Genomic DNA, 26607 nt, shown 5'->3' on the forward strand with positions numbered 1-26607 from the left:
TACTATATAAGCCGTTTTTTACTGTACATGTCAGATTTTAGTTGGTTGTAACAGAGACCAGAGTCCATCAGGAACAGGTTGTATTGCTCCTGTTTTTTTAAACTTTTTTTGAAGGTGGTAGATAGTGCAACCGCATCAGGTGATGCGGTATGACCGGCAGTCGTGACCTGACCCAATGACTGGGGTCCGTGCTCGGAAATATCACAGCAAGAGATAGCTGGGTCTGGACGTGAACAACTGCTGCTTAGTAACAAGCAACCACCTCTTGCAAGGTGGCTGTGCTATCGGGGGAAATCAGGGCTTTAACCGCCAGTGCCAATGGGCTTTTAATCGCTCACCGGGTGGGTTTTCGGCTCAGTGCGAGATCAGCGTCGGTAATCTGGCTTGCCAAATCTGGTGCCAGTCTTGCAGCTCATTACGCGGCATCGGGCGGGCACTGAAAAATCCCTGGCAGACATCGCAGCCCAACTTGGCCAGCAGTTGCCAGGTCTGTACATCTTCAACCCCTTCGGCGACCGATTTGAGCCCCAGCTTGCGAGCCAGTTCGATACTGGACTCGATAATGGCCAGGCGTGAAGGATCGGCATAGCAGCGATCGACAAACGAGCGATCCAGTTTCAGCTCGGTAAAGGGCAACAGTGTCAGCTGTTGCATCGAGGAGTAGCCGGTACCGAAGTCGTCGATAGAGAGGCCAAAGCCGTGCATCCGCAGTCGGGTGAGCGCTTCCAGTGCCTTGCCAAGATCCTGCACGAACGAGCTTTCGGTCACTTCCAGGGTGATCAGCTCAGGGTTGACACCCCAGCGCTGGCACTGATTGATCAGGCTGTGGCAGAGATCTCCCTCGATCAGCGAGGTGCTTGACAGGTTCATCGACAGATTGAGGGAGAGGCCGGTCTGTTCCCACAGGTGACAATCTTGCAACGACTTGTTGATGATGACCTCGGTCAGCTGATCGATAAGACCGTTATTTTCGGCCAGGGGAATAAACACGTTGGGTGAAATAAGGCCATATTGCGGATGCTGCCAGCGTGCCAGCGCCTCCATCCCGACCCATTGGCCAGACGCAAAGGCGACCTTGGGTTGGTACCAGGGCAACAGCTGGTTATTGTCGAGGGCGCGCTGCAACTCATCCACCGTGAGGGTGGGGCCATCCTCCTTGCCAGCAGGGGTGGAGGCCGGTGACCAGGCACTGATCAATTGTTGCAACTGTTGTGAGCTCGACGGCTTGTCGATGCGGCCCAGTACATGAAGGCCATAGGCGGTGCTCATGCGCAGCACTGCATCGACCACATCATCTTCCAGCGCACTGGATAGGATGATTCCGCCTTGAAAGCCCCCCAGCGAGAGGCGACGCAGTAGCGCCATGCCATCCATGCCAGGCATCCGCAGGTCGCACAGCACAATGTCGATGCTGTGATTCTGGCACTGGGTCAGCGCCTCGATGCCGTCCCCCGCCTCCAGCAGCTGTTGATAACCGAGCCCACGGATCTGGTGCATCAGGGTCTTGCGCTGAAACGCATGGTCTTCCACGACCATGATGACCAGCTCATTTGCCGCTTTATTCATGGAGCCACAATCCCATTTTATGTTCAACGTCGTTCATCAATTCGCTTACCCCTTGCCCCAAATGTTCAAGCTCATTGAGTTGTTTCAGACGCGCCGCAGATTCAAGCTTAGCCGCCTGTGCTGCCAACAGTACTTCACCAACCATTCTGGCTGCCCCCTTGATACGGTGGGCGACCTCCACCAACTCCTCGCTATCACCCGCGGCGATCGCTTCCTCCATATCCTTGCAATCTTTGCGATTAGAAGCCATGTACTCACTGGCCATGCTTTTGGCGGTCTCGAGATCGCCAAACAGCCCTTGCCAGCGTTCGCCTAATGTGGAGGCGGTGTCCGGCTCTGACAAGCTGGTTGCAACTGCAGGTGCTGCAGGCAACCAGCGGGTTAACATCTGGCGCAGCGACTCCAGCGAGTAGGGTTTGAACAGCATGCCATTCATGCCCGCGGCCTCCATACGAGCAGAGGCTTCTTCCGAGGTATCGGCGGTGACCCCGATGATCGGGGCCTCTACCCCTTCTGCCCGCAAGGTTTGGGTCAGAGTGTAACCATCCAGCTTTGGCATATGGCAGTCGGTGAGCAGTAGCGTGAAGTGCTCATTTTTCCAGGCATGCAACGCTTTTTCGCCATCTTCCACCATGTGGCAATCTACCCCTAAAATAGCCAGCTGGCGGGTCAGCAGCGCACGATTGACCAGATGATCGTCTGCTACCAGCACTCGGCCCCCCAGTTTTTCGATGCTGGCTATCCCGTGGGTGACTGCTCGCTCGGTCGTCAATTCGCGACAGCTCTCGAGCAAGAGGTCAGGATAGAGGGGGGAGTGACCCAGACGCCACCAATGTTCGGAGCCCATGCGTGCCCGCAGCGCTTCGCGAGGCGAGACCACCACCCCTTTGAGTGAACTGTTTTGCAACAAGGTGTGCCAGTCACTCCCCAACGCCGTTTCAAGGGCGCACTCTTCAGCCAGTAGCAAACCGCTCAGATCTTCTGTAAGCAGCTGTGCATCCAGTGGCATTAATGTGGCCCCCAGCCGTGCCATGGTGGCCTGCAAGCCAGGGTCATCACCCACAAACCACCATTCGCTGCCCGCGAGGGCTAGCGGTTCCCACAGACCATTCACCAATGGGAGCGTGAAACTGAAACAGGATCCTTCACCGGCCTGACTGCTAACCGCTAGCGTACCGCCCATTTTTTTAACTAGCTGTTCACAGATGGTCAGACCGAGACCGGTACCGCCAAAGCGGCGGGTGATATCGGATTCCACCTGTTCAAACGGGGTGAAGAGCAGCCCGAGTTTCTCTGTGGCGATGCCGATCCCGGTGTCAGCGACGGCGATCACCAACTGCTGTTCATCGTAACGGGCCCGGATAGTAACAGAGCCTCGCTCGGTGAATTTCACCGCATTATTGAGCAGGTTGGAGATAACCTGGCCGACTCTGATCGGGTCGAGATCTGCCAGATCAGGCAGGGCATCATCCCAGTGGATCGCCACTTTCAACCCTTTGCCATAGGCCAAGGTGGCATGGCCACGGATCACATCACAGATGACCGATTGCAACCGGCATGATTGGGTGTTGAGGTTGAGCTGATCCGCTTCAATTTTGGAAAAATCGAGGATGTCGTTGACCAGATAAAGCAGATTATTGGCCGAGCTCTCCACATTGCGCAGCAGATAGCGCTGGTCATCATTGAGCTCGCTCATGCGCAGTAGCTCCAGCATGCCGTGCATGCCCGAGATGGGGGTTCTCAGCTCATGGCTCATGGTGGCCAAAAAGCGGCTACGGGCCTGCATCGCATGCTCGGCATAGGCGCGGGCTTTACGCAGTTCGTGCTCTTGCTGCTTGAGGATGGTGATATCTTGCACCACCCCGTTCAGCAACAGATCGCCACACTTTTGTTGTACAAAGTTGCCACGAATCTGTAAATCGCGTTCACCTTGCAGGGTGGGCACTTTGACTTCCAGCTCCAGTGGCGCAAGGGTGCGGGCATGGGTGGCCACCTCCTCGGCAAATACTGCCAGAATCTCCTCGTCCAGACCGAAGATGGCACCACCGGACTCTGATTCCAGCAAGGTCTGTTGGGGAATGCCCAGCATGTCACTCGCCCCTTGCGATAGGTATAAAAAGCGCCCCTTGCCAATTCCTTGCCACAGATATTGGTAGACCACCCCGGGCATGCTGTCGGTGATATCCCGCAGTCGGGCTTCCACTTCACGTACTTTGTCTTCGGCCGCCGTCAGGGCGCTGATATCGGTTAATACCGTTAATATCCCTTGAATTGTGCCATCTGATGCGCGGTAAGGCTGTTTGATATAGACAACATTAAGGGGATCCTTGTCTGGCCGGCGTGTTTGACCTGTGCCTTCAAACATTTCTCCGGTGTCCCAAACCCGCTGCTCGTCGCGCAGTATCTGCTCTCGCTCGAGAGGGGGCATGTGACCCCAGCCATCGCCAGTGGGATCCGCACCGATAAACAGCGACCGATAGGCTTTGTTACACAGGGTTAGCTGGTGTTGTCGATCCCGCAAGGCCACCATATTGGGCAGGGAGTCGAGCAGGGTCTGCACAAACAACAATTGCTGGTTGAGTTTTTCCTCGGCCTGCTGGCGTTGCGCAATCTCGCGCTGCAGGGCTCGAGTCCACATCCAGAACAGGGCAAACAGCAGGGTCGCCGCCATGCCAACCATGACGAACCAGAGCAGCACTGTTTGGGTATTGATCCCGGTTTGTACGCTCATCGACAGCCAGCGTTGCTCCAGTTTTTTGATCTCTTCAGGTGGTATCGAATAGAGCACCTTGGTCAGGATCTGCTGCAGCATGGGGTCTGGTCGAGTCGCCATGGCCAGCGGGAGGCGCAAATCCTTCCCAGTGTAGACGACCTCGTAGCGCTCGGTAATCTGTTGGTTCATGGATGGCAGGGTAATCATGACATAATCTGCATCGCCGTTATCCAGCAGTTCCAGTAACCGCTCTTCACTCTGTACTTCGACGACATGTGCTCCAACCGTCGTTAACAGTGCCTTGTCTACCGACCCCAGTACTATGCCGACTCGCTTGCCCTGTAACGACGAAATAGTGGTGAAGTCGGTGCTGCCTTTGGGACCAATGACCACCCGATCGATAAACAGATATCCGGGGGTAAACAGCGCAAAATGATTGCGTTCGCGAGTGGGGGTTATCGCAGGAATAAAATCAATCTGTTGTAATTTAAGCAGATTTTGGGTTTCACTCCAGTTATTCGTGCGTACCAGAGAAAACTCCAGCCCGGAATATTGATGCATCAACGCCATCAGGTCGCCCACAAATCCGACCATCTGCCCCCAATAATTGAACTCGCTCATTGATGTCCAGTGAGGGGAGACACCGTAGGTGAGGATGGGATGTTGACTGAGCCACTGTCGCTCCTCGGCACTCAGTTGCAGTGATTTACTCTGGCCGGAGCTGGTATTCAGGTTTGTGGTGGTTACCTTCAGCATGAAACGGCGATCCTCAACCGGTATCTGGTTAAACGCCTTGCTGACCAGGCTAACCAGAGCCGCATGTTGCTGATTCATATTGATAGCCAGTGACGTGGGGGCAACCCAGGTTGGCATGGCTATGGTAAATCCGGTGTTGGGGTGTTGCTCTTGCAGCATCAACAACGACGGCATATCAGTCATATAGGCATCAGCCAGCCGCTGCTTGATCATAAAGGCCGCCTCACTATCGCTGTCCGCCTCGACCACCCGCTTCATGCCCAATTTTTTCAATTCATTGCATGAGCTGACACCGGCGACACAGACCCAGCGCAAGGTGTGGGCATCTTGCTGAGACAGCACCGTTTTGCCATTAGCTAGCAATACACCCCGTGGTGTGGCGAGTAAAAAGGGGATGGAAACAAGATTGTCCCGCCATTGTTCACCGGGCTGATAGTTGATCAGTATGTGAACGTCACTGTTTTGCAGGCCTATCAAGGCCTTGGCGTAGGAAGAGTAGCTTTTGTAGCGCAGGGTCAAGCCAAGCTTTCTGGCGATCTGCTGCGCCATCTCGGGGACCGGACCGGAAAACCGCTGTTCTGCATCTTTATAGCTGTAGGGAGGATCCCCCATCATTGGCATACCGATGATCAGCTCTTTGTTAGAAGAGAGCCAAGCGCGTTCAGCAAAATCCAGTTCATCTTCATTCAAAGATGTATTGGCGTGCGCCCCCATGCAGCAGAGCAGTAGCAGGATAAAGGGGAATAGACGCTGACATTGATGGAGCATAAAGGGGTCCTACCGAAATTAGTCATATAGTTTAAATAATTTCAAAGTAGGCCTTCAATGCGAATCTGGCATGAAGCTGAATATTTCCTGAACCAGGTAATGACTGTGCAGCTAATAGGCCATCAGTCCGACCACTACGCCACCGAATACGCCGGTCTCCAGCGTCTGGAACCCGAGCACCATTCCTTGACATGCCGCGCCCAGATTGCCACTCGCCAGGGTATCTGAGAGCTTGAGCAAGGTGCTGATCCTAGCGTTCATCACCAGATAGGCCAGCAACGCAGATAGACCGGCAGCCCTTGTCAGAGCGGGCCAGCCCCACAGCAAACAGTACCGCCAAGTTGGCAAACACGATGGTATCGGCCATCAACATAAACAGCCCTTGCAACCAGGGCACATCCAGAAACGGGTAAGCAACCAGCGTATTCGAATTAGAGAGCGAGCCACCAATCCCCAACAACAAGCCTGCAGCAGGCAGCAAAGCTATCGACAACATAAATGATTTGCCAAAACGCTGCGCATTCTCGAAAAACGAGCAGCTTCCCGTCTTTTCTGATTGTGACATGATAAAAATCTTCACGAGTGAAATGCATTGGTAGTAATTTTTGTCGCACACATCCGAATGTCATGATAATTATTTTTATGTCGTCACCGTACTCACATTCACAGAGAATATCGCGTTAAAGTCATGGCAGTTTGAATCCTCTGATTGCCCTGAAGGAGTCCCCATTGAATCAACCCATAGAGGCGCCACGTGTTCTCTTGCTGCTTCGCTATCAACTAAACACTTACAGCCAGACCTTGCAGCGGTTGGGGCAATTTGTGTTGGAACAGCACGCAGTGCGTGCTCTACCTGACTATCACCGAGCTTGCCCGTGAGAGTGGCACCAGCGAAGCCAGCGTGACTCGTCTCTGCCATGGTGTGGGTTGTCGTGGCTATACCGAATTCAAAATGGTCCTGGCTCTGGAAACCCAGCAGGAACAAGCCAGCCAACCTCAGGTATCGGCGGCCAGTGCATTCAGTACTCTGATTGAAGAGAGTGTGGCGGCGCTGTGCGATACCGGAGCCCTGGTAAGCCAGGACGCACTGTTGCAAAGTGCCGAACTATTGGAGAAGGTCCGCCACAGATCTATGGCGTTGCTGCGAGTGCGATTATTGGGGATTACCTGGCTTATCGTTTACTGCGTATAGGGATATCTGTAGTGGTCTAATCATCCCGGACACCATTTTAGGTGGTACAGTCGCCACCATGACTTGAGGTGTTCAATGACAAGATTACGTCGCTCATTTACTGCTGAATTCAAACTCGAAGCCGCATCCCTGGTACTCGACCAGGGATACTCTGTCCCCGAAGCCAGCCGTTCACTGGATGTCGGTGAAACCATACTTCGCCGATGGGTTCAGCAGCTCCAATCCGAACGAACCGGCACCACCCCAATCGGCAAAGCGCTGACCCCGGAGCAGCAGAAAATCCAGGAGCTGGAAGCCCGCATCAACCGGCTCGAGCGCGAAAAGGACATTCTAAAAAAGGCTACAGCTCTCTTGATGGCGGACGAGTTCAAACGTACGCGCTGATAGACCGATTAAGGGAGCAAGCCCCCATCAGTATGGTCTGCTGCGCTTTCGATGTTCCAACATCCTGTTTTTACGACTATCTGGCCCGCAAGCGGACGATTAACCGTGAGCGGATGCAGCAACGCAGCGAGTTGCGCCGTTTGTTCAAAGAGAGCCGGAACTCAGCGGGCAGCCGCGCCTTGATGTCGATGATGCGAGCGCTGGAGCATCAGATTGGCCGATTCAAAGTGCGCAGTCTGATGAAGGAGGCCGGTCTGGTATCCAAGCAACCGGGTGCTCATCGCTATCAGGTCGCCCGGTCTGAACGACCGGATATTCCCAATCTGCTGGCGCGTGAATTTGATGTCCAACAACCCAATCAGGTGTGGTGTGGCGATATCACCTACGTCTGGGCAGGTGGTCGTTGGAATTACCTGGCGGTGGTGCTCGACCTTTATGCCCGCCGAGTCGTGGGCTGGGCGATGTCTGACAAGACTGATGCAGAGCTGGCAATAAAAGCGCTCGAGATGGCCTATCAGCAGCGGGGTTGCCCATCAGGTGTGCTGTTTCACTCCGACCAAGGCAGCCAATATGGCAGCCGGGCATTTCGGCAGCGGCTGTGGCGCTATCGCATGACCCAGAGCATGAGTCGGCGTGGCAACTGTTGGGATAATGCACCGATGGAGCGGTTGTTCAGGAGTCTGAAGACAGAGTGGCTCCCGACAACGGGATATATGAACCTGCGGGAGGCGAAGCGGGATATCAGCTATTACCTGATGGATTACTACAACTGGCGGCGTCCACATCAACACAATGACGGGATCGCGCCAGCAAAAGCCGAGGATCGGCCTAACCAAGTGTCCGGATTTAGTTGACCACAACAGTGAGGTCTTTTCCCCAGCGAAGCTGACCTAGCTTAACTTCTTCTATCAGTTTGCTAGCGATGGCATTTGCAGCCGCGTCGACATCTTTGTTCCACCCTCTCAAGCCTCCTTCTGCGGTCTTACCACTGGGCTGCAGTTCTGTAAGCAATTCTCGGGCTCGTGCTTTAACTTCGAACAGTTTGTTTCCTCCCCGTTTAGCCTGTGCTTGTTTGCTAAGTGAGAGGAAGTAAAAAGCCGTATCGACAACACCGATGTAATAGCTGGCTTGGGTGAGATTGCTCCATGCTTGCTCATACTGCTGCTGCCGGAGGCCTAAGTAGGCAAGTCGTAGATATAGGCGAGCAGGCATCAGGATCTTAGGGCAATTTACATAGTGCCCCTTTTCTGATTCAAACAAAGGTAAATCGGTTGGCTTAGGCGCTTCCCCATGAACTTGCCAAGCACCCAGCCGTCGTTCATTACGTAGAAGCTCTCGACTGATTTGCATCGTGAGCAGTAAGTCATTTCGAGAGATAAACTTAAATTTGAGCAGCTTGTTTTTTAGATCATGTGCCGCACCATGTAGGTGTTTGAGCTTATCGCGCAGTTTGATGCCATCACTGTTGGTCGTTTTCATGTGTGTTTCCAGCTGGTACTACATGCTCTACTGAGTACCACACCGAAAACGGACAGTTAAGGCTGAGTTGTGGAAGTGTGAGCCTCGTCTCCTAAGTTCTCCAGAATCGCTGGAACTGAGCTTGGTCTCACTCGGAACACCACCCGCGGACGGAGGATCACTTGATAGATAGACGGACCTCGCTCCAGTAGACGATCCTGCCCTAGAACGGTTGGGACGTGTCTAGAGCACTGGTGGCGATTCAACCCGCCATTGTTGGTGGTATCCATGTCAGCGCCGAGCCGATTCTGGATGCGGCATCTATATGCTCTGACCACCAGACCATCATTTCTCGGCGACGTTCCAGATAATCCGTGCGGTTGTATGCGCTACGTACTTCGTCTTTGTCAGAGTGCGCTAAGGCGGATTCTATAACGTCTCGATCAAATCCTCTCTCGTTAAGGGTCGTGCTGCCCAAAGCTCGCAGGCCGTGAGCGACCAAGGTCCCTTCATACCCCATTCGTTTCAAGGCCGCATTAGCCGTTTGCTCGTTGGTGTGCGTTTTGGGATTACGGATACCAGGGAAGATAAATTCACGATGGCCGCTGATCGGTCGCATGAGTTCCAGATAGGCAAGCGTCTGTGGTGTTAAGGGGACGTCATGCCCTCTGCGCTTCTTCATTCGCTCAGGCGGGATCCGCCAGAGTTTCTTTTCCATATCGATCTCTGCCCACCGAGCTCCGGCCGCCTCGCTGGGGCGAGCCAAGGTATGCAGGCTCCATTCGATGAGACAGCGGGTCTGCAAATTGATACTTGCCTTGGAAAGCCGGTTCATCAGTTCAGGTAACTGGTTGGGGTTAATGCTGGGCATGTGCTGTTTGGCTGGACGCTGAAATACCTTGCTGATCCCCGAGCAAGGGTTGGCGTCGATCAGACCAGAGTTAACAGCAAAGGTCATGATCTCGTTCACCCGTTGCGTGAGGCGACGCACGGTTTCGAGTTTTCCAGCAGCAGCGATGGGCTCGATGATCTTGATGGCTCGCTGTGCCTTTATTTCCATCACGGGCACTGTGCCTATCTCGGGGAACAGGTACATTTCGAGCGAACGCCAGAGATCTTCGGCATAGGCTGGGGTGACGGAAGGGCGTTTGACATCAAACCAGCGCTTGGCGACAGCCTCAAAAGTATGCTCGCTCAGCGATAACGCGGCGGAGACCTGCTCATCACGATGGTGTTGGGGATCGATGTTTTGTTGCAGCAACGTTTTAGCTTCGGAGCGTTTCTCTCTCGCGTCAGCCAACGACATCTCCGGCCAAGAGCCGAAGCTGATCATATTTCGTTGCTTAGTGAGAGGGCGGTAGTAGCGCAGGCGCCACAACTTAGAACCATTGGGCTTGATGACGAGCTCCAGGCCAGCTCCGTCGCAGAGGGTGTATTCCTTCTCCTTGGGCTTGGCTGCTTTGATCTCGGTTGGGGACAAAGGGCGGGTGATTCGAGGCATAGGCATACGCTCCGGAAGGCATACAAAACGATATGCCTAACGATATGCCTAAAAGGGCTGGATGGCAACGCATCCCATTGGACAGTATAAGACAACAAAAAACCCGCAAAGCCTTACGCTGTGCGGGTTTCTGTACTTCTTCGTTCCCGACCGGAACATTATTTGGTGGAGCTGGGGGGATTTGAACCCCCGTCCAAAATTACTACATCCGCGGTACTACATGCTTAGTCACTCTTTACATTCGCCAACCCGCTGCGGAGAGACACGCCACGAATTGACTAGCTCGATTGGTTTTAATGCTTCCGCCCCGAGCAGGACTTCCACACGATCCTGTGAAGGATGACCTTCCGATTCCCTAGGACACAGGCAAGCTAGGGTAGAAGGGCTCTATGCAGGTTATTAAGCTGCTAGTGCGTAGTTTTCGTCGTTTGCGACTATTTTTTTGCGGTTTGTTAACGAGGCCTACCGCACCTCGGCATGCACCTTGGGTTTCGTGAATCTTGTCGAATCCAGAATCAGCCCCAAGTTGTTAGAAACGATTGTACGCAAAAATGCTGTTATAGCAAGGCGTTGATAACCATTCCCTCTGGTCATTTGGCTGTTTGCTGATTTATTGTGCTCAGCTGACTTGGGTCAACTGCGCAGGGGGGAGCAGAATGACTTGCTGGCCCTGAACATCCGGAGTGTGAGTCCGGATAACCGGAGATTAGCCGCGATTTTTGTTCTTCATGATGCGGGATTTTTCCCGATCCCATTCGCGCGCCTTGGTATCTTCGCGCTTATCGTGCTCTTTCTTGCCTTTCACCAGTCCAATTTCGACCTTGACCCAGCACTCTTTCCAGTAGAGAGCCAGTGGCACTATGGTGTAGCCCTGACGGGCGGTCAGGCTTTCGAGTTTGTCGATTTCACGGCGGCTCAGCAGCAGTTTGCGGGTGCGGGTCGGATCACAGACCACATGGCTGGACGCGGCGTTCAGCGGCAGGAAGCTGGAGCCGAACAGGAAGGCTTCACCCTGCAAGAAGATGACGTAGGCTTCGCTGATATTGGCCTTGCCCGCCCGCAGGGATTTGACTTCCCACCCTTGCAGGGACAAGCCAGCTTCCACTCTCTCTTCGATGAAGTATTCGTGGCGGGCGGCTCGGTTCAGAGCAATGGTGCTGGACCCGGCTTTGTTTTTACTGTTTTTTTTGCTCATGACGGGCGATTTCCGGCAATGACTAGGAGGCTCGTATTATACGTAGGCGTGAGCGGCTGTAAAACGCGCTGCAAGTCAACTGGTGGCTTTATGAGCGGTTTGGCTGAGGTTTTCGCTCCACAACCGGAAACATGGTGATAAAATCGCGCCGATTGGATGAGGAAAAGCCATGCCCCGGATTACGCGCAGTGCCCTGGTGATGTTCAGTGCAGAACAGATGTTCAAGTTGGTTAACGATGTGGATGCCTATCCGCAATTTTTGCCCGGTTGTGTCGGCAGCCGTGTCCACGAGGCGGGTGATGACTACATGACTGCATCGGTGGATGTGGCCAAGGCTGGCATTGCCAAGACCTTTACCACTCGCAATCAGCTGGATGTGAACCGTCAGATCAGGATGGAGCTGGTCGATGGCCCGTTTCGCAAGTTGGCGGGTTGGTGGACCTTTACCCCGCTCGATGTGGATGCCTGCAAGGTGGAGTTCGATCTCGATTTCGAATTTACCTCCAAGCTGATCGAGATGGCATTTGGTCAGGTGTTCCGCGATCTGGTGAGCTCCATGGTCTCCGCCTTCTCCAAGCGGGCGAAGGAGGTCTACGGTGTCTGACCAGCTCAATATCGAGGTTGTCTATGCCTTGCCGCAACAGCAGACGGTGATTGCGTTACGCGTGCCGTCCGAGACCTGCGTGCAGGCAGCCATCGAGCAGTCCGGCATTGTGCAAAAGCACCCCGAGATCGATCTGGCGGTCAACAAGTTCGGCATCTACAGCCGTCCGGTGAAAGGTGGCGAGTTGCTGCACGATGGGGATCGCATCGAGATTTATCGGCCCTTGACCGCCGATCCGCGCGAGATGCGTAAAAAGCGCGCAGAAAAGGCCAAGGAGGAGGGGAGAGCCGATAGTGTGACCGGTGGTCGCCCCGATGTGCATCGCAAACGCAGCGAATAGCGTTCAGGTTTTTCTTGCAGAAAAAAGGCGCCGAGGCGCCTTTTTTTGATCCCGTCAGTCAGTAATTGGACTGCGAGAGATATCAAGGGCGGGCTGCGTCAGCCCAGGACTGGTTCTGCCACACCCAAGCGGGCGCGGGCCCAGGCGGCCAGCAGCTCGACGCCGCTTTGCATCACCCGCTCATCGAAATCGAAGGCGTTGTGGTGGTGGGGCGCAGCCAGATCGGCCCCCAGAATGAGGTAAGCTGCTTCGCCCCCCTGTTTTTGCACCCGCTCCATCAGAAAACCGGCATCTTCGCTGGCGCCAAAGCGGCGAGTCTGGATGGTGGCGAGCCCCTGCTTGCGGGCCAGCGCCGCCAGTTCGGCTTGCAGTGCCGGGCTGTTCTCCAGCGCAATTGCCTCACCCTGTTTGATGATGCGGTAGGTGACGCCGTGGGCGAGGGCGGTGCCTTCGACGATGCGCTGCACCTGACTGAACATGTAGTCGTTGAGGGTGCTGTCGGCGCCACGGGTTTCACCGTGCAGCACGGCATGATCGGGAATGACGTTGCGCCCGCTGCCACCGTGAAGCTGGCCTATGTTGATGCGGGTCATGCCGTCGCGGTGGCGGGGAATGCCAAGCATGGCGGTGGTGGCCATGCAGGCGGCGGCCAGCGCATTGCTGCCAGCGTTGGGCTCAAGCCCGGCGTGAGCCGCGGTGCCCATAAAGTGGACGTCGAACTTGGTGGAGCAGAGAAATTCGGTGGGGTTGATCACCAGCTCGCCGCTACCGGCGTGAATACCGATATGGAGCGAGAGCAGGGCATCCACGTCATCGAGTGCCCCCCCGGCGGCCAGCGCCTTGCCACCGCGACACCCCTCTTCGGCGGGTTGGAAGAAGAGCTTGATGCGCCCGCACAGCTGCACCTTCATCGCCATCAACTGGCTGGCCAGCCCCATGCCGATGGCGGTGTGGCCATCGTGGGCGCAGGCGTGCATCCACCCCTTGTTGTGAGAGGCAAAGCCCTCTTGCTGCGGCTGGTGCTGTTCGGCGTTGGACTCTTCTACCTCCACCGCATCGATATCGAAGCGAAAGGCCAAGGTCGGGCCGGGACGGCCGGTATCCAGCTCACCCATCAGCCCGGTGACATCGCCGATCCGCTCCAGCCAGTCGGGATGGGCTCCCTGACGGCGGGCGCGAGCCTTTTCGGCCGCCACATCCACATCACGACCCATCATCAGGTTGCTGGCCAGCAGCTTGTCGCCGAGCACGATGCGATAGCCGAGCTCGCTTAGGTGGTGGGCAATCAGGCTGGTGGTGCGAAACTCTTTCCAGGCGGCTTCCGGCAGGCGGTGCAGGTCGCGGCGCCACAGGATCAGGTGCTCAAGGGTCATCTTGGCTTCCTTGGTGATTCGATTTATCGGCTATTGTGCCTTTTTTCCCGGCTGACCACACGGGGCCCGCAGCTGGTCGGGGGAGCTGTGATCGCGGGCAATGGCATTGGAGGTCATTGACCGGGGTGAGAGAAGATAAAAAAACGCCTCCACAAGGGAGGCGTTGTCGAGGCGTGGTTATCAGGCCGCGTGATGGTAAGCGGAGGCTTCAAACAGCTTCTTGTTGGCCACCAGATCGATGGGGTCAAAATCATCGACGTTGATGGTGCGCAGGCGACTCACCTCGGCGCGGCGCAGCAGCTCCGCTTCACTCTGGGTCAGTACGCCAGCGGCCAGGCCAATGTCGGCCACCTTGTTCAACTGGGTGAAGGGACGCTTGATGCCATCTGCTTTGCAGACCTTGTCAAACAGCGGCTCGGCGGCCAGCACGTCATCGAGCGCCTGCTCCAGCAGTCCGAAGGGGTTACCCTCTTCACGGGTCAGATACTGCCCCTTGGCCAGACGGCTGCGGGTTTCGCTCGGGGTTTGCAGCAGACGGGCGACCTGGCTATCGAGCTTGTCGCACGGACGGTTGAGGTCACGGCCCAGTGGCAGCACCACGGCGCGCAGGGCAAGGCCAATCCAGCGGTTCGGGAAGTTGCGCAGCAGCTCGTCGATCGCCTCTTGCGCCTTGAACATGGCATCTTGCAGAGCCCAGTGCAGCAGCGGCAGGTCGGCCTGCTGGCGTCCCTCGTCCTGATAGCGCTTGAGGGCGCTGGAGGCGAGATAGAGCTGACTCAGTATGTCGCCAAGGCGAGCGGAGACCCGCTCTTTACGCTTGAGTTCGCCACCCAGGGTGCCCATCGCCATGTCTGACAGAAATGCCAGGTTAGCCGAGAGGCGGGAGAGCTGCTGGTAGTAGCCCTTGGTCTGATCCTTGTAAGGTGCTGCTGCGAAGCGAGCGCCGGTGATCCCCAGCCAGAAGCTGCGCACCAGGTTGCTGATGGCAAAGCCGACGTGGCTGAACATCGCCTTGTCGAAATCCTTCAGTGCCTGCTCCTTGTCGGGATGGCTGGCGGCCAGCATCTCCGGCAGCACATACGGGTGGCAGCGGATGGCGCCCTGACCGTAGATGATCATGCTGCGGGTCAGGATATTGGCCCCTTCCACCGTGACGGCGATGGGGGCACCCTGATAGCCACGGGCCAGATAGTTGTTGGGGCCCATGCAGATCGCCTTGCCGCCGTGGATGTCCATGGCATCGATGATGCACTTCTGGGCGCGGTCGGTGAGGTGGTATTTGACGATGGCAGAGATGACCGAGGGCTTTTGCCCCAGATCGATACCGGTCACTGTCAGGGTTGCGGCAGCGCCCATGATGTAGGCGTTACCACCGATGCGAGCCAGCGGCTCTTCAATCCCTTCCATCTTGCCGATAGGCAGCTTGAACTGGCGACGGATGCGGCTATAGGCACCGCTCGCCAGGGCTAGCATCTTGACGCCACCGGTGCTGTTGGAGGGCAGGGTGATACCGCGACCGACCGACAGGCACTCCACCAGCATGCGCCAGCCCTGACCGGCCATGGCCGGGCCGCCGATGATGAAGTCGAGCGGGACGAACACATCCTTGCCCTGAGTCGGGCCGTTCTGGAACGGCACGTTGAGCGGGAAGTGGCGACGGCCAATGCCGACACCCTTGATATGAGTTGGAATGAGGGCGCAGGTGATGCCGAGCTCCTCTTCCTCGCCCAGCAGGTGTTCCGGGTCACGCAGTTTGAAGGCGAGACCCAGCACGGTGGCGATGGGGGCCAAGGTGATGTAGCGCTTGTTCCAGGTCAGGCGCATACCGAGCACCTCTTTGCCTTCCCACTCGCCTTTGCAGACGATGCCGAAATCGGGGATGGAACCGGCGTCAGAACCCGCTTCCGGGCTGGTCAGGGCGAAGCAGGGGATCTCTTTGCCGACTGCCAGACGGGGCAGGTAGTGGTCTTTCTGGGCCTCAGTGCCATAGTGCTGCAGCAATTCGCCCGGGCCGAGCGAGTTGGGCACGCCGACGGTGGAGGCGAGTACGGCGCTGGCGCCAGTCAGTTTTTGCAGCACACAGGACTGGGCATAGGCCGAAAACTCGAGGCCGCCATATTTCTTCTTGATGATCATGGCGAAGAACTTGTGGTCCTTCAGGTATTGCCATACCTCGGGGGAGAGATCGGCGCGCTCGTGGGTCACCTCCCAGTCGTTCACCATGCGGCACACTTCCTCGACCGGCCCATCCATAAAGGCCTGCTCTTCGGCAGAGAGGGTACTTACCGGGATGGCGTGCAGCTTTTTCCAGTCCGGGTTGCCCGCGAACAGATCGGCTTCCCACCAGGTGGTGCCCGCTTCGATCGCCTCTTTTTCGGTGCGGGACATCTCCGGCATGATCGATTTGTAGATCTTGAACAGCGGCTTGGTCAGCTGGTTGCGGCGAAACTCCACCATGTTGAGCGGGATGGCGAGCACCGCAAACAGCGCCCAGACCAGCAAGGGCACATGACCATAGATGGCGCCAAGCACCAGGGCGGCGCCGGTGACCAGGGTGGAGATGAACAGGGATGCCCGGCGATAGGCCAGGGCTCCGATAACCAGGATCACCCCAAGCAGAGTGAGGGTCGTCGTCATTGCTTGCTCCTTGCGTGTATAAAGTTGCCAACGTGGTATCACTGATCCAGAGGTCTGACCTGTTGGATATGGCCTCTGTTGTAATTGATACGCACAAAGTTATCAAGCTGTTTACAAGTTCATTACCTTCTCTCTGTGATCCCCGTAACGTTCATGAGGCACCCGTGCCGTGGTGGGTAGGGGGGCGACTCCGGGATTGGCTTGTGCGAGAATAGCCGCCAGCGATAAGTGACCCAAATAGTGGAAGAGACATCATGTATCAAGAACTGATCCGCAATGAATTGACCGAAGCTGCCAGTGTGCTGCAGGCCTTCCTGGCTGATGAGCAGAACCTGAAAAACATCGAAGCGGCCGCCAAACTGCTGGCTGACTCTTTCAAAGAAGAGGGCAAGGTGCTCTCTTGTGGTAACGGTGGTTCCCACTGTGACGCCATGCACTTTGCTGAAGAGCTGACGGGTCGTTACCGCGAAAACCGTCCGGGTTACGCCGGTATCGCTATCTCTGATCCCAGCCATCTCTCCTGTGTCTCCAACGACTTTGGCTATGACTATGTCTTCTCACGCTACGTGGAAGCGGTAGGCCGTCGTGGTGACGTGCTGCTCGGTATCTCCACCAGCGGCAACTCCGGTAATATCCTCAAGGCTATCGAGGCGGCCCACGCCAAAGGCATGAAAGTCATCGCCCTGACCGGCAAGGATGGCGGCAAGATGGCGGGTCTGGCGGATGTCGAGATCCGGGTGCCGCACTTCGGTTATGCCGACCGCATTCAGGAAGTACACATCAAGGTGATCCACATCCTGATCCAGCTGGTCGAAAAAGAGATGGCCAAGTAATCAGGTTATCGCGCTGAGACAAGGGCAGCTCCGGTTGCATGGTTCGCCATTGGCTGGTTGCTGCCAGTCACAGGGGAAGGAATTGCACCTTCCCCTGCTGTCTGTCAACGCGGCTGGGGGTCGGATATGACACCAGCCAAATCATGAAAGGAGTCTGCCAGATATGTGCGAACTGCTCGGCATGAGTGCCAATGTGCCGACCGATATCTGCTTCAGCTTTACCGGGTTGATGCTGCGCGGCGGCAAGACAGGGCCCCACAAGGATGGTTGGGGGATCACCTTCTACGAGGGGAAGGGCTTTCGCACCTTCAAGGATCCCGAGCCCAGCGCCCAATCTCCCATCGCCAGACTGGTACAGGCGCTGCCCATCAAGAGCTGCGCCGTGGTCAGCCACATTCGGCAGGCCAACCGTGGCTGCGTGTCACTGGAAAATACCCACCCCTTTACCCGTGAGCTGTGGGGCCGTTACTGGACCTTCGCCCACAACGGTCAGCTGACCCGCTACAAGAAGCTGCCAACCGGTCGCCACCGTCCGGTGGGGGATACCGACAGCGAACACGCCTTCTGCTGGCTGCTCGATCGGCTGGAGCAAAAATATCCCAAGCGTCCTGCCAACTTTCCCGCCATGTTTCGCTATCTCGCCACCCTGTGTGATGAGCTGAGAGCGTTCGGGGTGTTCAACATGCTGCTCTCCGACGGGGAGTATGTGATGAGCTACTGCACCAACAACCTGCACTGGCTGACCCGTTGTGCGCCCTTTGGCGAGGCGAGCCTGCTGGATGAAGAGGTGGTGATCGACTTTCAAAGCGAGACCACCCCCAACGATGTGGTGACTCTGATCACCACCCGCCCGCTGACCGGTAATGAAAACTGGGTCAGAATGGCACCCGGCGAATTCAATCTGTTCCGCATGGGTGAACGGGTCGCGACCAGTCAGAGTGGCTGCTCGAGATAAAAAAATACCAGGGTAGATTCCTACCCTGGTTCTTCGCAGCAGCCATAAATGGCAAAAGGGATGAGAGGTGTTGCTGAGCAGCAGCACGCTGACGATAAAGATTGTTACTCACGTGTTAATTATTGGCAATTAACTTGTTGTTTACATAAGGCATTCAGTGTCACTCTTTCGAGGCGGATCACATTTATTGCTGTTTGATCCCCAGCATCATCCAATTGGCGTCCTGAGTGTGACACTGATGAGTGACCGGGTAGTGAGTGACGGGCTCGAAAACTATCTATAGTATGGTCTGTTTGAATACCTTTCTGGAGGGGCCTGACATGGAGTGGGTGGATCGCAAGGTGTTGCAGCAGTTGGCCGATGATATAGGCCAAGAGATGTTGCCGGTGGTTATTGCTGTGTTTATCGAAGAGGTGGGCGAGCAGCTGAGTCAGCTCAGACCCCTCTATGAGCAGGGAGAGTGGGAGGCGTTGGCTCGGGTGGCCCACAGCATGAAATCATCCTGTGGCAGCTACGGCGCTATGCCGAGCTACCAGCAGGTGATGGCACTGGAGATGGCCAGCAAGCAGGCGGATGTGGCCGAGGCCGAGCGCCAATTGCAACTGCTGGAAGTCTCCTTGCCCCAAGTGCTCGCGTTTCTTGCTGATTATCAATAGCTGCGCCATGCAGGGATGCCGTGGCGCCGTGGCTGTTGCTTAATGCTGGTTGAGCAGTTGCTGGATGATCCTGTCCAGCGCCAGTTTTAGCTTCAACCGATCGTGCCGATGGGGCAGCTCAAGCTCACCCAGCTCGGCTTCGATTAACCGCCCTTGCCAGGCCCCCGCATCACCCGTGCCCTGGGGAGCCAGGATGGCGTCCAGCCGACCCTGACCCACCCTCGACTCCAGCCAGCGACACTGACTCATCAGATCCAGCTGGCTGGCCGGGCCGTTTTCCGCCACCAGATTGCAGACGAAGACCAGCATGGCGCTGCTCTCGTTGATGGCTTGGGCGATCTCGGCCAGCAGCAGTGGCGGCATGATGGAGGTGAGAAAACTGCCCGGCCCCAGAATGATCATGTCCGCCTGCTGCAGTGCCAGCACCGCTTCCCGGGTCGCTTGTACCTCCGGCATCAGGCCGAGGGAGAGGGGTGGTGTTGCCAGTTGATCGATGGAGACCTCTCCCAGGATCTGGGTGCCACACTCCATATGGGCGCAAAGATCGGTGGGAAATTCAGACATGGGTAGCAATTGTGACTCGATTTTGAGCATGTCACTGATCAGCTTGATAGCATCAAGAGGACGGACACAGAGATTATCGAGCGCCAGCAGCATCAGGTTGCCAAGGTTGTGGCCCGCCAGCTCGCCTTTGCCAGCGAAGCGGTATTCGAACAACAGGCTGCCGATACTGGGATCAGTGACCAGCTGGTTCAGGCAGTTGCGCAGATCGCCCCAGGCGATGCACTCCTGACTCTTGCGCAGGCGTCCGGTCGAACCACCATCATCGGTGGTGGTGACTATGCCGGTGAGTCGTTGACCGAGGAACGAGAGGGACGAGAGCACTCGACCCATGCCGTGGCCACCACCGATGGCAACGACCCGATCGAAGTCATTGATGTTTTTTTGCCACATATGGGCGTCCTGTAATTGGGCTCAGTTGACAGCTATGTTAGCAAGTGAAGCGAGATAATTGTTTGATAAAGGTATGATTTTTGCTTGAGACCGCCATTCGATAAAACAAGGAGATGGTGTTGAAATTTCTGACCGTTCACTCCCTCGCCCAGAATTCATCGCTGGCGGCCCAAGATATCTGCGTGCAGCTGCGTCACCATGCCAATCAGGCCCCCTCCCTGCTGTTACTCTATTTTACCCAAGCCCATGACGGGGTGATACTGCGCGAAGCGCTCAAACGCCAGTTCCCGACCACCCGTCTGCTGGGGTGCAGCTCCTGCGGTGGCGTCATGACCGAGATGGGGCACCACGCCAGAGACGGATATGGACTGGCGGTGGCGGCCCTGTATGACGACAAAGGGGCCTTCGGGGTGGCCGGTGCCAGCGGTGACGAGGTGGATGTGCGGCAGTTACTGCGCCGTGCCATGAGTGACTGCGGTCGACCGGGCGAGTTGCCCCAGCTGATCCTGTTTCACGCCAGTCCCGGCAAGGAGGAGGGGCTGCTGGCCGGTATCGAGGCCGAACTTGGTGCATCGGTACCTGTGGTGGGCGGCTCGGCGGCAGACAACAGTGTCAGTGGTGACTGGCAGCTCTGCTGGGATGACGCTGTGAGTCAGGATGGCATCGGTCTGGCGGTGCTCTATCCCTATTGCCAGCTGGCCTTTCAGTTTCACTCAGGTTATGTGCCCGCCGAATTCAGCGGCGAGATCACCGCCTGCGACGGGCGGGAGGTGCTCACCATCGATCACCAGCCCGCCGCCGAGGTCTATGCCCGCTGGTGCGGGCGCGAGCAGCCCTGGCCGGTGGGGGCGATTTTGCGGGAGACCACGCTCACCCCGCTGGCTCGTCAGGTGGGAGCACTGGATGGCATTCCCTACTACAAGCTATCCCATCCCGAAGCGGTGACCGAACAGGGCGGGCTGCGGCTCTTTACCGATGTGGTGCAAGGGGAGCGTCTGCTGCTGATGTACAGCAGTCAGGAGGGGTTGCTGCAGCGCAGCCTCAATGCCATGCGCGTCGAGCCTGGCTATGGGGTCGATGTGGAATTGCAGCCCATCGGTGCTCTAATCATTTTTTGTGCTGGTTGCCGTTTGGCGCTAGGTGATATGTTGTGCCAATTTGTCGAACAGAGCCAGGCTCGCCTCGGCAAGATCCCGTTTATTACCCCCTTTACCTTCGGCGAGCAGGGGCGGCTGCCCAATGGCGAGCTGGCCCATGGCAATCTGATGGTATCGAGCGTGATTTTCCTGACCCCTTGAGTCGGCAAAACATAACAGAGCAGGCAACAAGATGATTGGCAACAGTGAACTGGAAGCCCTTGGCGATAAATTGCAGACCACCTTGGTCGATCTCGTGCGCTGTCGTGAGCGGGAGGCCAAATATCGGCAAGAATCCCAGACCTTGCTGGGCGGGGTGGCAACTCTCGCTGATGCCAAAACCCTTGAAGAGGTGCTGGAGAGCCTTATCCAGGTGCTCAAACCCTTTATTGGCTTTGAACATGCGGATGTGGTGGCTTGGGAAGGTGAGCTCGGGATCACCCACCTCAGTACCGAGCCAATGATATTTGCCCGTAGCTGGCGTATGACCCCGGCATTTACTCGTGCCATCGCGGGTGAAACTCTGGTGATTTATGACCCCTCCCAGTTACCCGAGCTGGCACCGCTGGCGAGCGAGCCGGGCTGGGCCAGCGTGATGCTTACCGGGCTGCAGGCGCCAGGGTTTACCGCTACTCTCATCTGCCGTCACTCACGGGCGGGTACCTTCGATCTCAACAGCAAGGCTGCCATTGAGCGCTGCCGCCCGCTTATCGCTCAGGCGCTGGTCAACATCACCTACCGGGCTCGTCTGCAGGATCAAGTCGCGGTGAAAACCGACGCGCTGCAGACCAGTGAGCGTCGTTTTCGCAGTTTCGCCGCCATGGCCTCTGACTGGTTTTGGGAGACCGATGCCGAACATCGCCTCAGTTATGCCTCCGAGCCCGGTTATATCGATGATCTGACCCCGCTGGCGACCCGGCCGACTCTCTATGACTACGTTTGCAATAAGCAGAGCAGCGAGGCGCAGAAATACCTGCGACTGCTGGAACAGCGCCTGTCGGTGCGAGGGGTGCGGATGCAGGTGGCGCTGCTTGATGGCCCCTGCTGGATGGAGGTGAGCGCCGAGCCCTGTTTTGACCACCATGGCCTGTTTACCGGGTATCGCGGTACCGCCCGTGATATCAGCACCCAGATCCGCCGGGAAGAGGAGCTGGCGCGGGCACGGGATGAGGCCGAAGCCGCCAACCGTGCCAAATCCCAGTTTCTGGCCATGATGACCCACGAGATCCGCTCCCCCATGAATGCGGTGTTGGGGATGCTCGATCTGGTGCAACATGCCGAGTTGGCACCTGAGCAGCAGAGCCTGCTGCGCCATGCCACCCATTCGGCCAGATTGCTGCAAACCATCATCGACGACGTGCTCGACTTTTCGAAAATCGAGTCGCAAACCCTGGCGTTTCACTGCGAGACCCTGCAGCCAATCCAGCTTTGCCAATCCCTGGTCGAGCCACTGCAGGGCCGCGCCAGCGTTAAAGGCATTTCGCTGGTTTACCACATTGATGAGGCTGTCCCTTTAGCCCTGCAGGGTGACCCCATGCGTTTGTCGCAGGTGATGGGCAATCTGCTGGATAATGCCATCAAATTTACCGATCAGGGGCAGGTGAGCCTGCACCTGGGCTGGCAGGACGGCAAGTTGCGGGTTTCGGTGTCCGATACTGGGATTGGCATAGCGCAGGCGGATCAAGCTCGGCTGTTTGAGCCCTTTTCTCAAGTCGATAATTCGGCCAGCCGCCGTTTCTCCGGCACCGGCCTTGGCCTTGCCATTAGCAAGCGATTGGTTGAGCTGATGGGGGGGATGATTTTGTTAGAGAGTGAGCCTGGTAAGGGGAGCTGTTTCTGGTTCGAATTATCAGGCATGGCACTGCCTTGTGATTGTCGGCCAAGGCAAGAGGAGAGCCAGGCTGCGCTGATGCCGCTGGATGTGCTGGTGGTGGAGGATAGCCCGGTCAACCAGCTGGTGGTGTCGCTGATGCTGCAAAAACTGGTGAGCAAGGTGCGTTTGGCTGCCAATGGTCTGGAAGCACTGGCGCAGGTGGATGAACAGCTACCGGATTTGATCCTGATGGATATGCGGATGCCTTTGATGGATGGGCTGGAAGCCACCCGACGGTTGCGGGAGCTGGGATGCACTATGCCTATCGTCGCCCTGACGGCCAATGCGATGGCTGAAGACAAGGCGTGTTGCCTGGCGCAGGGGATGGATGATTTTCTTGCCAAACCCATTACGTTATCGCGGTTGCGAGAGTGCTTGCTACGCCACTTTGGCCAACGCTTGCCAATTCGCGGATAAAAAAAATGGTCAACTTTGTGGGTTGACCAGTTCTTCAGCAAATACTGAAGAGAGCACGGGATAAATCGGGTTGTATTAGTTTATATGAAAAATCCATGCCAACTTTTTAGTGACTCTTTTGTGTTCATATTGGCCGTTTAGCGCAGCGGCTCTCTCTTGTTATGTTCCTACCTCGTTGCAAAATGCGAATTTGTGATTTTCATTTTTGGAATAATTGCATTTTGCAACGCCGTTTTGTTATTGCGAAATCAGGCGATGCAGGAATTTACGGGCCGCTTCGCTGTTCTGTTTGGCAATCAGCATCTGCTTTTCATAAATCGGCATCGGCAATATCTCTAGCCAGCGCTGGCAGAGCCATGCGGCATCTTCAAAGCGCTTGTCCGGATAGAGCTCATCAAGCTCCGGATACTGTTCAAACACTTCGCGCAGGCGGTTGACCAGCAGTTTGTCGTTGAAATCGGAGTGGGTGCTCGGCCAGTTGGGCAGCAGCTCCACCTTGGCGCGGCGCAGGCCCATCTCATCTGTTTCCATCTCGTGGATGCAGAAGCGTTCCAGGCCCAGCACCGTCACCCCCAGCAGGCCATCATTGAGGGTGTAAAAATCGGTCACTTTGACCCGGGTGCCCACCGGCAGAATGCGGCCGGATTGTCCCGAGGTGGTCGACTCTTCCATCACGATGCCAAAACCCTGATCATTGATGAATGACTCTTTGAGCATCTGCAGGTGGCGTGGCTCGAACAGACGCAGTGGAAGCTTGCCGCCCGGCAGTATGTGGGAAGGCAAGGGGAACAGTGCCAAAGGTTGTAGTTTCATGTTCCATCCTCCATTGAGTAGTTGCTGAATATGACAATGCAGCGACTGTGCCAGAGAATGAAAAAAGCCACCGGAGGGTGGCTTTTCGGGAGGAAGAGGGCGCTTAGTTACGCTGTTCCAGATACATGACAGCCGCTTCCACGCGGCTTTGCGCCTCGAGTTTCTTCAGCAGGCTCTTCACGTGAACCTTGACCGTTCCCTCGGAGATATGGAGTACCGAGGCAACCTGTTTGTTGGACAGGCCTTTTGCAATTTCGCGCAGGATTTGCATTTCGCGACGCGTTAAGCTTTCCAGCTTCTGCTGCAGGTGATCCAGCTCGTAGATATTTTCGAGATAGGGTCGCAGCGGTTCGCTCAGGATCTGCTTGCCGGTCATCACGTCTGCCAGCTGGGCCAGCAACAGATCAGGCTCGGTATCCTTGAGCAGATAGCCATCGGCACCGGCCTTGAGCAGGGCCACCACATCCTGACGGGCATCGGAGACAGTGAGGATCACCACCCGGGAGGTGATCTCTTCGGCTCGCAGCGCCTTGAGGGTATCGAGGCCGGATAGTCCCTTCATGTTGAGGTCGAGCAGGATCAGGTCCGGCTCGGACTCCTTGGCCAGCGCCACGGCATCTGTGCCGTTGGAGGCTTCACCGGTCACCTCCATGTTCTCTTCCAGAGCCAGCAACTGCACAATCCCTTTGCGCATGAGGGGATGGTCATCTACGACCAGAACAGTGTATTTCATCTCGTCCATCAGGCGTCTCTCGCTAGACTGGTGGGGAAGGTCAGATGCACGCAGGTGCCTTGTGGCTGTAGCTCGCTGATGGTCAGCAGACCATGCAGTTTGCTGGCGCGCTCGTTCATGATGCTCAAACCGTAATGGTTGATCGCCGAGCTGGCGAGTCCGATCCCGACACCGTCATCTGAAATCTGAACGTTGATGTTACCACTGGCGAGGGTCTCACAGCTAACATCAATCACTTGCGCGTTGGCATGTTTGATGGCGTTGAGGACGGCCTCGCGGATCAGTTGCAGGATATGGATGTGCTGGCCCGCTTCCAAATCGCTATCGGCCAGTTCGTAATGGCACCTTATTTTTGCCTGGGTCTGGGGTTGCAGCTGATCGAGCATCACCCGGATTGCTTCCCCCAGATTGGCATCCCCAATGGTGAGACGGAAGGTGCCGAGCAGTTCGCGCAGCTGGGTATAGGCATTGCTGAGCCCTTCGTCTATCTGCTGCATCGCCTCTTGTGCTTTCTCCTGCTGTCCCTTGGCGTAGGAGCGCTTGAGCAGGGTGGACTGGATCTTGAGATAAGAGAGGGCTTGCGCCAGCGAGTCATGCAGCTCTCGGGCGATCACTGCCCGCTCCTCCATCAGCAGCAGCCGCTGTTGTTGCAGCAGGGTCTGGTCTTTGTGCAGCACCTGAGCCAGCAGCATGGTGAAGTTCTTGATCAACCGCTCGTCGATGGGGTGCTGGCTGATGATATCGAGCCGGCCGAACTCCTGTTCATCCATTTGCAGATAGAAGTTGGCGACCGCATCGAGATCACCGGGCCAGCCGGTGCGCCCCGAGATGTAGACCGGCATGGCGTTGTGTTCGAAGCGGGTCAGCCGGATATGGTCGATATGCTGGTGGGCGGCGGCGCGATCCAGCAACTTGATCAGGGTGCGGGTGCTGAGCGGTGCCGCGTGCAGCTTCTGGGCGGTCGAGTAGAGAAACGAGAGAGTATCGTTGGCCTGCTGCAGCTTGGCGGTTTTCTCTTCCACCTTGTTCTCCAGCTCCCGATAGAGCTTGCCTAGCTCGTCCGCCATGGTGACGAAAGCCCGTGATAGCTCCCCCAGCTCATTTTCACCGTGGGCGGGCAGCTGGAGATCGAAGTCCTGGCGCTGGATTTGGCGAGCGCAGTAGACCAGCTGATTGAGGGGGGCGACTACCTGTTGGCGGGTAAAGCGCACCGTAAACCAGGCGATGGTGATGATGGAGAGCAGCCCCAGTCCCTCCGCCAGGGCCAGCATCCGTACCTTGAATTCCACGTGGTATTGCATTTGATTGACGAAATTGTCGATGGCCGCCACAAACCGCTCGGTGTTATCTGTGTACCGTCTGGGGGTGCGCTCTTCGATATGCTGGCGCATCACCGCCCACTGGCCGAGTACTTCACCATAGGTGCGGCGCAACGAGGCGGGGGTGATCCAGCGCTGGGTCTCCTGCAGCTCTTCGGCGTGCAGGGTCTCTTCAAACTGGGCGAGCCGCCCCAACACGCTGTCACCTCGCTCGATCTCGTAGGCCATCCGGTAGGCTTGCATCCGCAGTGAGCCGGAGAGGTTGATCGCCTTGGCATCGGGGACCGAGTAGAAGAGGGTCACCATGGCGACCAGCGCGATCAGGCTGGCCATGAAGAGGATCAACACCATGGCACGGCCGATGGCGCCGCTGACCGAATGGACTCTGAACCGTTTTCCCATGCTGATGAACACCTCTGGACAGTAATAAT

At 56.6% G+C, this 26607-nt stretch carries 22 protein-coding genes and 1 other RNA gene; 9 read left to right on the top strand and 14 right to left on the bottom strand.

The features are described 5' to 3' along the window. Positions 1-354: 354 nt before the first annotated feature. The 4 genes from CK911_RS02650 to CK911_RS02660 form a co-directional block, all read right to left on the bottom strand. Positions 355-1566, bottom strand: a complete 1212-nt coding sequence (locus CK911_RS02650) for an EAL domain-containing protein (protein WP_098968885.1) — start codon at positions 1564-1566, stop codon at positions 355-357. Further along, positions 1559-5803, bottom strand: coding sequence for a transporter substrate-binding domain-containing protein (locus tag CK911_RS02655; RefSeq protein ID WP_098968886.1), 4245 nt, complete (start codon positions 5801-5803; stop codon positions 1559-1561). The genes CK911_RS02650 and CK911_RS02655 overlap by 8 nt, the downstream gene beginning before the upstream one ends. Positions 5804-5914: 111 nt before the next feature. After that, complete coding sequence (locus CK911_RS21570) at positions 5915-6043, bottom strand: hypothetical protein (RefSeq protein ID WP_301337401.1); 129 nt, start codon at positions 6041-6043, stop codon at positions 5915-5917. 10 nt (positions 6044-6053) lie between these two features. Beyond that, on the bottom strand, positions 6054-6383 hold the full coding sequence (locus CK911_RS02660; RefSeq protein WP_216640690.1) for a PTS transporter subunit EIIC: 330 nt from the start codon (positions 6381-6383) through the stop codon (positions 6054-6056). A 264-nt stretch (positions 6384-6647) separates the two neighbouring features. Between CK911_RS02660 and CK911_RS02665 the strand changes: the two genes are divergently transcribed. Together CK911_RS02665 and CK911_RS02670 are read left to right on the top strand one after the other, a co-directional pair. Next, entirely contained in the window at positions 6648-6995 is a 348-nt protein-coding gene (locus CK911_RS02665) for a MurR/RpiR family transcriptional regulator (protein ID WP_216640691.1), read from the top strand. Positions 6996-7070: 75 nt separating this feature from the next. Continuing rightward, positions 7071-8233, top strand: a protein-coding gene (locus CK911_RS02670) for an IS3 family transposase (RefSeq protein ID WP_098968687.1) whose coding sequence is annotated in 2 segments (ribosomal slippage) — positions 7071-7326 and positions 7326-8233 — 1164 coding nt in all. Because the reading frame shifts where the segments join, the coding sequence is not laid out codon by codon here. Here CK911_RS02670 and CK911_RS02675 read toward each other — a convergent pair. From CK911_RS02675 to smpB, 4 genes are all read right to left on the bottom strand, one after another. Further along, positions 8226-8858, bottom strand: coding sequence for a hypothetical protein (locus CK911_RS02675; RefSeq protein ID WP_098968887.1), 633 nt, complete (start codon positions 8856-8858; stop codon positions 8226-8228). The genes CK911_RS02670 and CK911_RS02675 overlap by 8 nt on opposite strands. 241 nt (positions 8859-9099) lie before the next feature. Continuing rightward, positions 9100-10338: an integrase domain-containing protein gene (locus tag CK911_RS02680; RefSeq protein ID WP_098968888.1), complete on the bottom strand. Its 1239-nt coding sequence runs from the start codon at positions 10336-10338 to the stop codon at positions 9100-9102. A 163-nt stretch (positions 10339-10501) separates the two neighbouring features. Next, positions 10502-10861, bottom strand: a transfer-messenger RNA (tmRNA) gene (gene ssrA / locus CK911_RS02685). A gap of 183 nt (positions 10862-11044) precedes the next feature. Further along, positions 11045-11533 (bottom strand): SsrA-binding protein SmpB, encoded by a 489-nt coding sequence (gene smpB / locus CK911_RS02690; RefSeq protein WP_042020331.1) that lies wholly within the window; start codon positions 11531-11533, stop codon positions 11045-11047. Between the two features lie 169 nt (positions 11534-11702). Here smpB and CK911_RS02695 point away from each other — a divergent pair, with 169 nt between their 5' ends. Together CK911_RS02695 and CK911_RS02700 are read left to right on the top strand one after the other, a co-directional pair. Continuing rightward, positions 11703-12137 (top strand): SRPBCC family protein, encoded by a 435-nt coding sequence (locus CK911_RS02695; RefSeq protein ID WP_042020332.1) that lies wholly within the window; start codon positions 11703-11705, stop codon positions 12135-12137. Beyond that, complete coding sequence (locus CK911_RS02700) at positions 12130-12477, top strand: RnfH family protein (RefSeq protein ID WP_098968889.1); 348 nt, start codon at positions 12130-12132, stop codon at positions 12475-12477. The genes CK911_RS02695 and CK911_RS02700 overlap by 8 nt, the downstream gene beginning before the upstream one ends. A 98-nt stretch (positions 12478-12575) precedes the next feature. Here the strand turns inward: CK911_RS02700 and CK911_RS02705 are convergent, their stop codons facing one another. Continuing rightward, on the bottom strand, positions 12576-13850 hold the full coding sequence (locus CK911_RS02705; RefSeq protein WP_098968890.1) for an amidohydrolase: 1275 nt from the start codon (positions 13848-13850) through the stop codon (positions 12576-12578). A gap of 180 nt (positions 13851-14030) precedes the next feature. Beyond that, a complete protein-coding gene (fadE, locus tag CK911_RS02710) occupies positions 14031-16487 on the bottom strand; it encodes an acyl-CoA dehydrogenase FadE (protein WP_098968891.1) in 2457 nt (818 codons plus the stop codon). 254 nt (positions 16488-16741) lie between these two features. On the opposite strand from fadE, the gene lpcA reads away from it, so the two are divergent. From lpcA to CK911_RS02725, 3 genes are all read left to right on the top strand, one after another. Continuing rightward, a complete protein-coding gene (gene lpcA, locus CK911_RS02715; RefSeq protein ID WP_042020336.1) occupies positions 16742-17320 on the top strand; it encodes a D-sedoheptulose 7-phosphate isomerase in 579 nt (192 codons plus the stop codon). Between the two features lie 163 nt (positions 17321-17483). After that, positions 17484-18275 (top strand): class II glutamine amidotransferase, encoded by a 792-nt coding sequence (locus tag CK911_RS02720; RefSeq protein ID WP_098968892.1) that lies wholly within the window; start codon positions 17484-17486, stop codon positions 18273-18275. Between the two features lie 320 nt (positions 18276-18595). Further along, complete coding sequence (locus CK911_RS02725; protein ID WP_098968893.1) at positions 18596-18931, top strand: Hpt domain-containing protein; 336 nt, start codon at positions 18596-18598, stop codon at positions 18929-18931. A gap of 39 nt (positions 18932-18970) precedes the next feature. Here the strand turns inward: CK911_RS02725 and yvcK are convergent, their stop codons facing one another. Next, a complete protein-coding gene (gene yvcK, locus CK911_RS02730) occupies positions 18971-19885 on the bottom strand; it encodes a uridine diphosphate-N-acetylglucosamine-binding protein YvcK (RefSeq protein WP_098968894.1) in 915 nt (304 codons plus the stop codon). A gap of 113 nt (positions 19886-19998) precedes the next feature. Here yvcK and CK911_RS02735 point away from each other — a divergent pair, with 113 nt between their 5' ends. Next, a complete protein-coding gene (locus tag CK911_RS02735) occupies positions 19999-21183 on the top strand; it encodes an FIST signal transduction protein (RefSeq protein ID WP_098968895.1) in 1185 nt (394 codons plus the stop codon). Positions 21184-21214: 31 nt separating this feature from the next. Further along, on the top strand, positions 21215-23311 hold the full coding sequence (locus tag CK911_RS02740) for an ATP-binding protein (protein ID WP_162511927.1): 2097 nt from the start codon (positions 21215-21217) through the stop codon (positions 23309-23311). Positions 23312-23548: 237 nt separating this feature from the next. Here CK911_RS02740 and CK911_RS02745 read toward each other — a convergent pair whose 3' ends face one another. The 3 genes from CK911_RS02745 to narQ all read right to left on the bottom strand — a co-directional run bounded on the left by CK911_RS02745 (position 23549) and on the right by narQ (position 26578). Continuing rightward, positions 23549-24124, bottom strand: coding sequence for an LON peptidase substrate-binding domain-containing protein (locus CK911_RS02745; RefSeq protein ID WP_042020342.1), 576 nt, complete (start codon positions 24122-24124; stop codon positions 23549-23551). Between the two features lie 103 nt (positions 24125-24227). After that, positions 24228-24866: a two-component system response regulator NarL gene (narL, locus tag CK911_RS02750; RefSeq protein WP_005334471.1), complete on the bottom strand. Its 639-nt coding sequence runs from the start codon at positions 24864-24866 to the stop codon at positions 24228-24230. Beyond that, entirely contained in the window at positions 24866-26578 is a 1713-nt protein-coding gene (gene narQ / locus CK911_RS02755) for a nitrate/nitrite two-component system sensor histidine kinase NarQ (RefSeq protein ID WP_068977007.1), read from the bottom strand. The genes narL and narQ overlap by 1 nt, the downstream gene beginning before the upstream one ends. Between the last annotated feature and the right edge of the window lie 29 nt (positions 26579-26607).

The organism is Aeromonas sp. CU5 (assembly GCF_002586745.1).
Lineage (GTDB): Bacteria > Pseudomonadota > Gammaproteobacteria > Enterobacterales > Aeromonadaceae > Aeromonas > Aeromonas sobria.

What these genes read in the sequence shown, in the direction of transcription:
- CK911_RS02650 (WP_098968885.1), bottom strand. Translation starts at nt 1,566, where the DNA reads ATGAATAAAGCGGCAAATGAGCTGGTCATCATGGTCGTGGAAGACCAT.
- CK911_RS02655 (WP_098968886.1), bottom strand. Translation starts at nt 5,803, where the DNA reads ATGCTCCATCAATGTCAGCGTCTATTCCCCTTTATCCTGCTACTGCTC.
- CK911_RS02675 (WP_098968887.1), bottom strand. Translation starts at nt 8,858, where the DNA reads ATGAAAACGACCAACAGTGATGGCATCAAACTGCGCGATAAGCTCAAA.
- CK911_RS02680 (WP_098968888.1), bottom strand. Translation starts at nt 10,338, where the DNA reads ATGCCTCGAATCACCCGCCCTTTGTCCCCAACCGAGATCAAAGCAGCC.
- smpB (WP_042020331.1), bottom strand. Translation starts at nt 11,533, where the DNA reads ATGAGCAAAAAAAACAGTAAAAACAAAGCCGGGTCCAGCACCATTGCT.
- CK911_RS02695 (WP_042020332.1), top strand. Translation starts at nt 11,703, where the DNA reads ATGCCCCGGATTACGCGCAGTGCCCTGGTGATGTTCAGTGCAGAACAG.
- CK911_RS02705 (WP_098968890.1), bottom strand. Translation starts at nt 13,850, where the DNA reads ATGACCCTTGAGCACCTGATCCTGTGGCGCCGCGACCTGCACCGCCTG.
- fadE (WP_098968891.1), bottom strand. Translation starts at nt 16,487, where the DNA reads ATGACGACGACCCTCACTCTGCTTGGGGTGATCCTGGTTATCGGAGCC.
- lpcA (WP_042020336.1), top strand. Translation starts at nt 16,742, where the DNA reads ATGTATCAAGAACTGATCCGCAATGAATTGACCGAAGCTGCCAGTGTG.
- CK911_RS02720 (WP_098968892.1), top strand. Translation starts at nt 17,484, where the DNA reads ATGTGCGAACTGCTCGGCATGAGTGCCAATGTGCCGACCGATATCTGC.
- CK911_RS02725 (WP_098968893.1), top strand. Translation starts at nt 18,596, where the DNA reads ATGGAGTGGGTGGATCGCAAGGTGTTGCAGCAGTTGGCCGATGATATA.
- yvcK (WP_098968894.1), bottom strand. Translation starts at nt 19,885, where the DNA reads ATGTGGCAAAAAAACATCAATGACTTCGATCGGGTCGTTGCCATCGGT.
- CK911_RS02735 (WP_098968895.1), top strand. Translation starts at nt 19,999, where the DNA reads ATGGTGTTGAAATTTCTGACCGTTCACTCCCTCGCCCAGAATTCATCG.
- CK911_RS02740 (WP_162511927.1), top strand. Translation starts at nt 21,215, where the DNA reads ATGATTGGCAACAGTGAACTGGAAGCCCTTGGCGATAAATTGCAGACC.
- CK911_RS02745 (WP_042020342.1), bottom strand. Translation starts at nt 24,124, where the DNA reads ATGAAACTACAACCTTTGGCACTGTTCCCCTTGCCTTCCCACATACTG.
- narL (WP_005334471.1), bottom strand. Translation starts at nt 24,866, where the DNA reads ATGGACGAGATGAAATACACTGTTCTGGTCGTAGATGACCATCCCCTC.
- narQ (WP_068977007.1), bottom strand. Translation starts at nt 26,578, where the DNA reads ATGGGAAAACGGTTCAGAGTCCATTCGGTCAGCGGCGCCATCGGCCGT.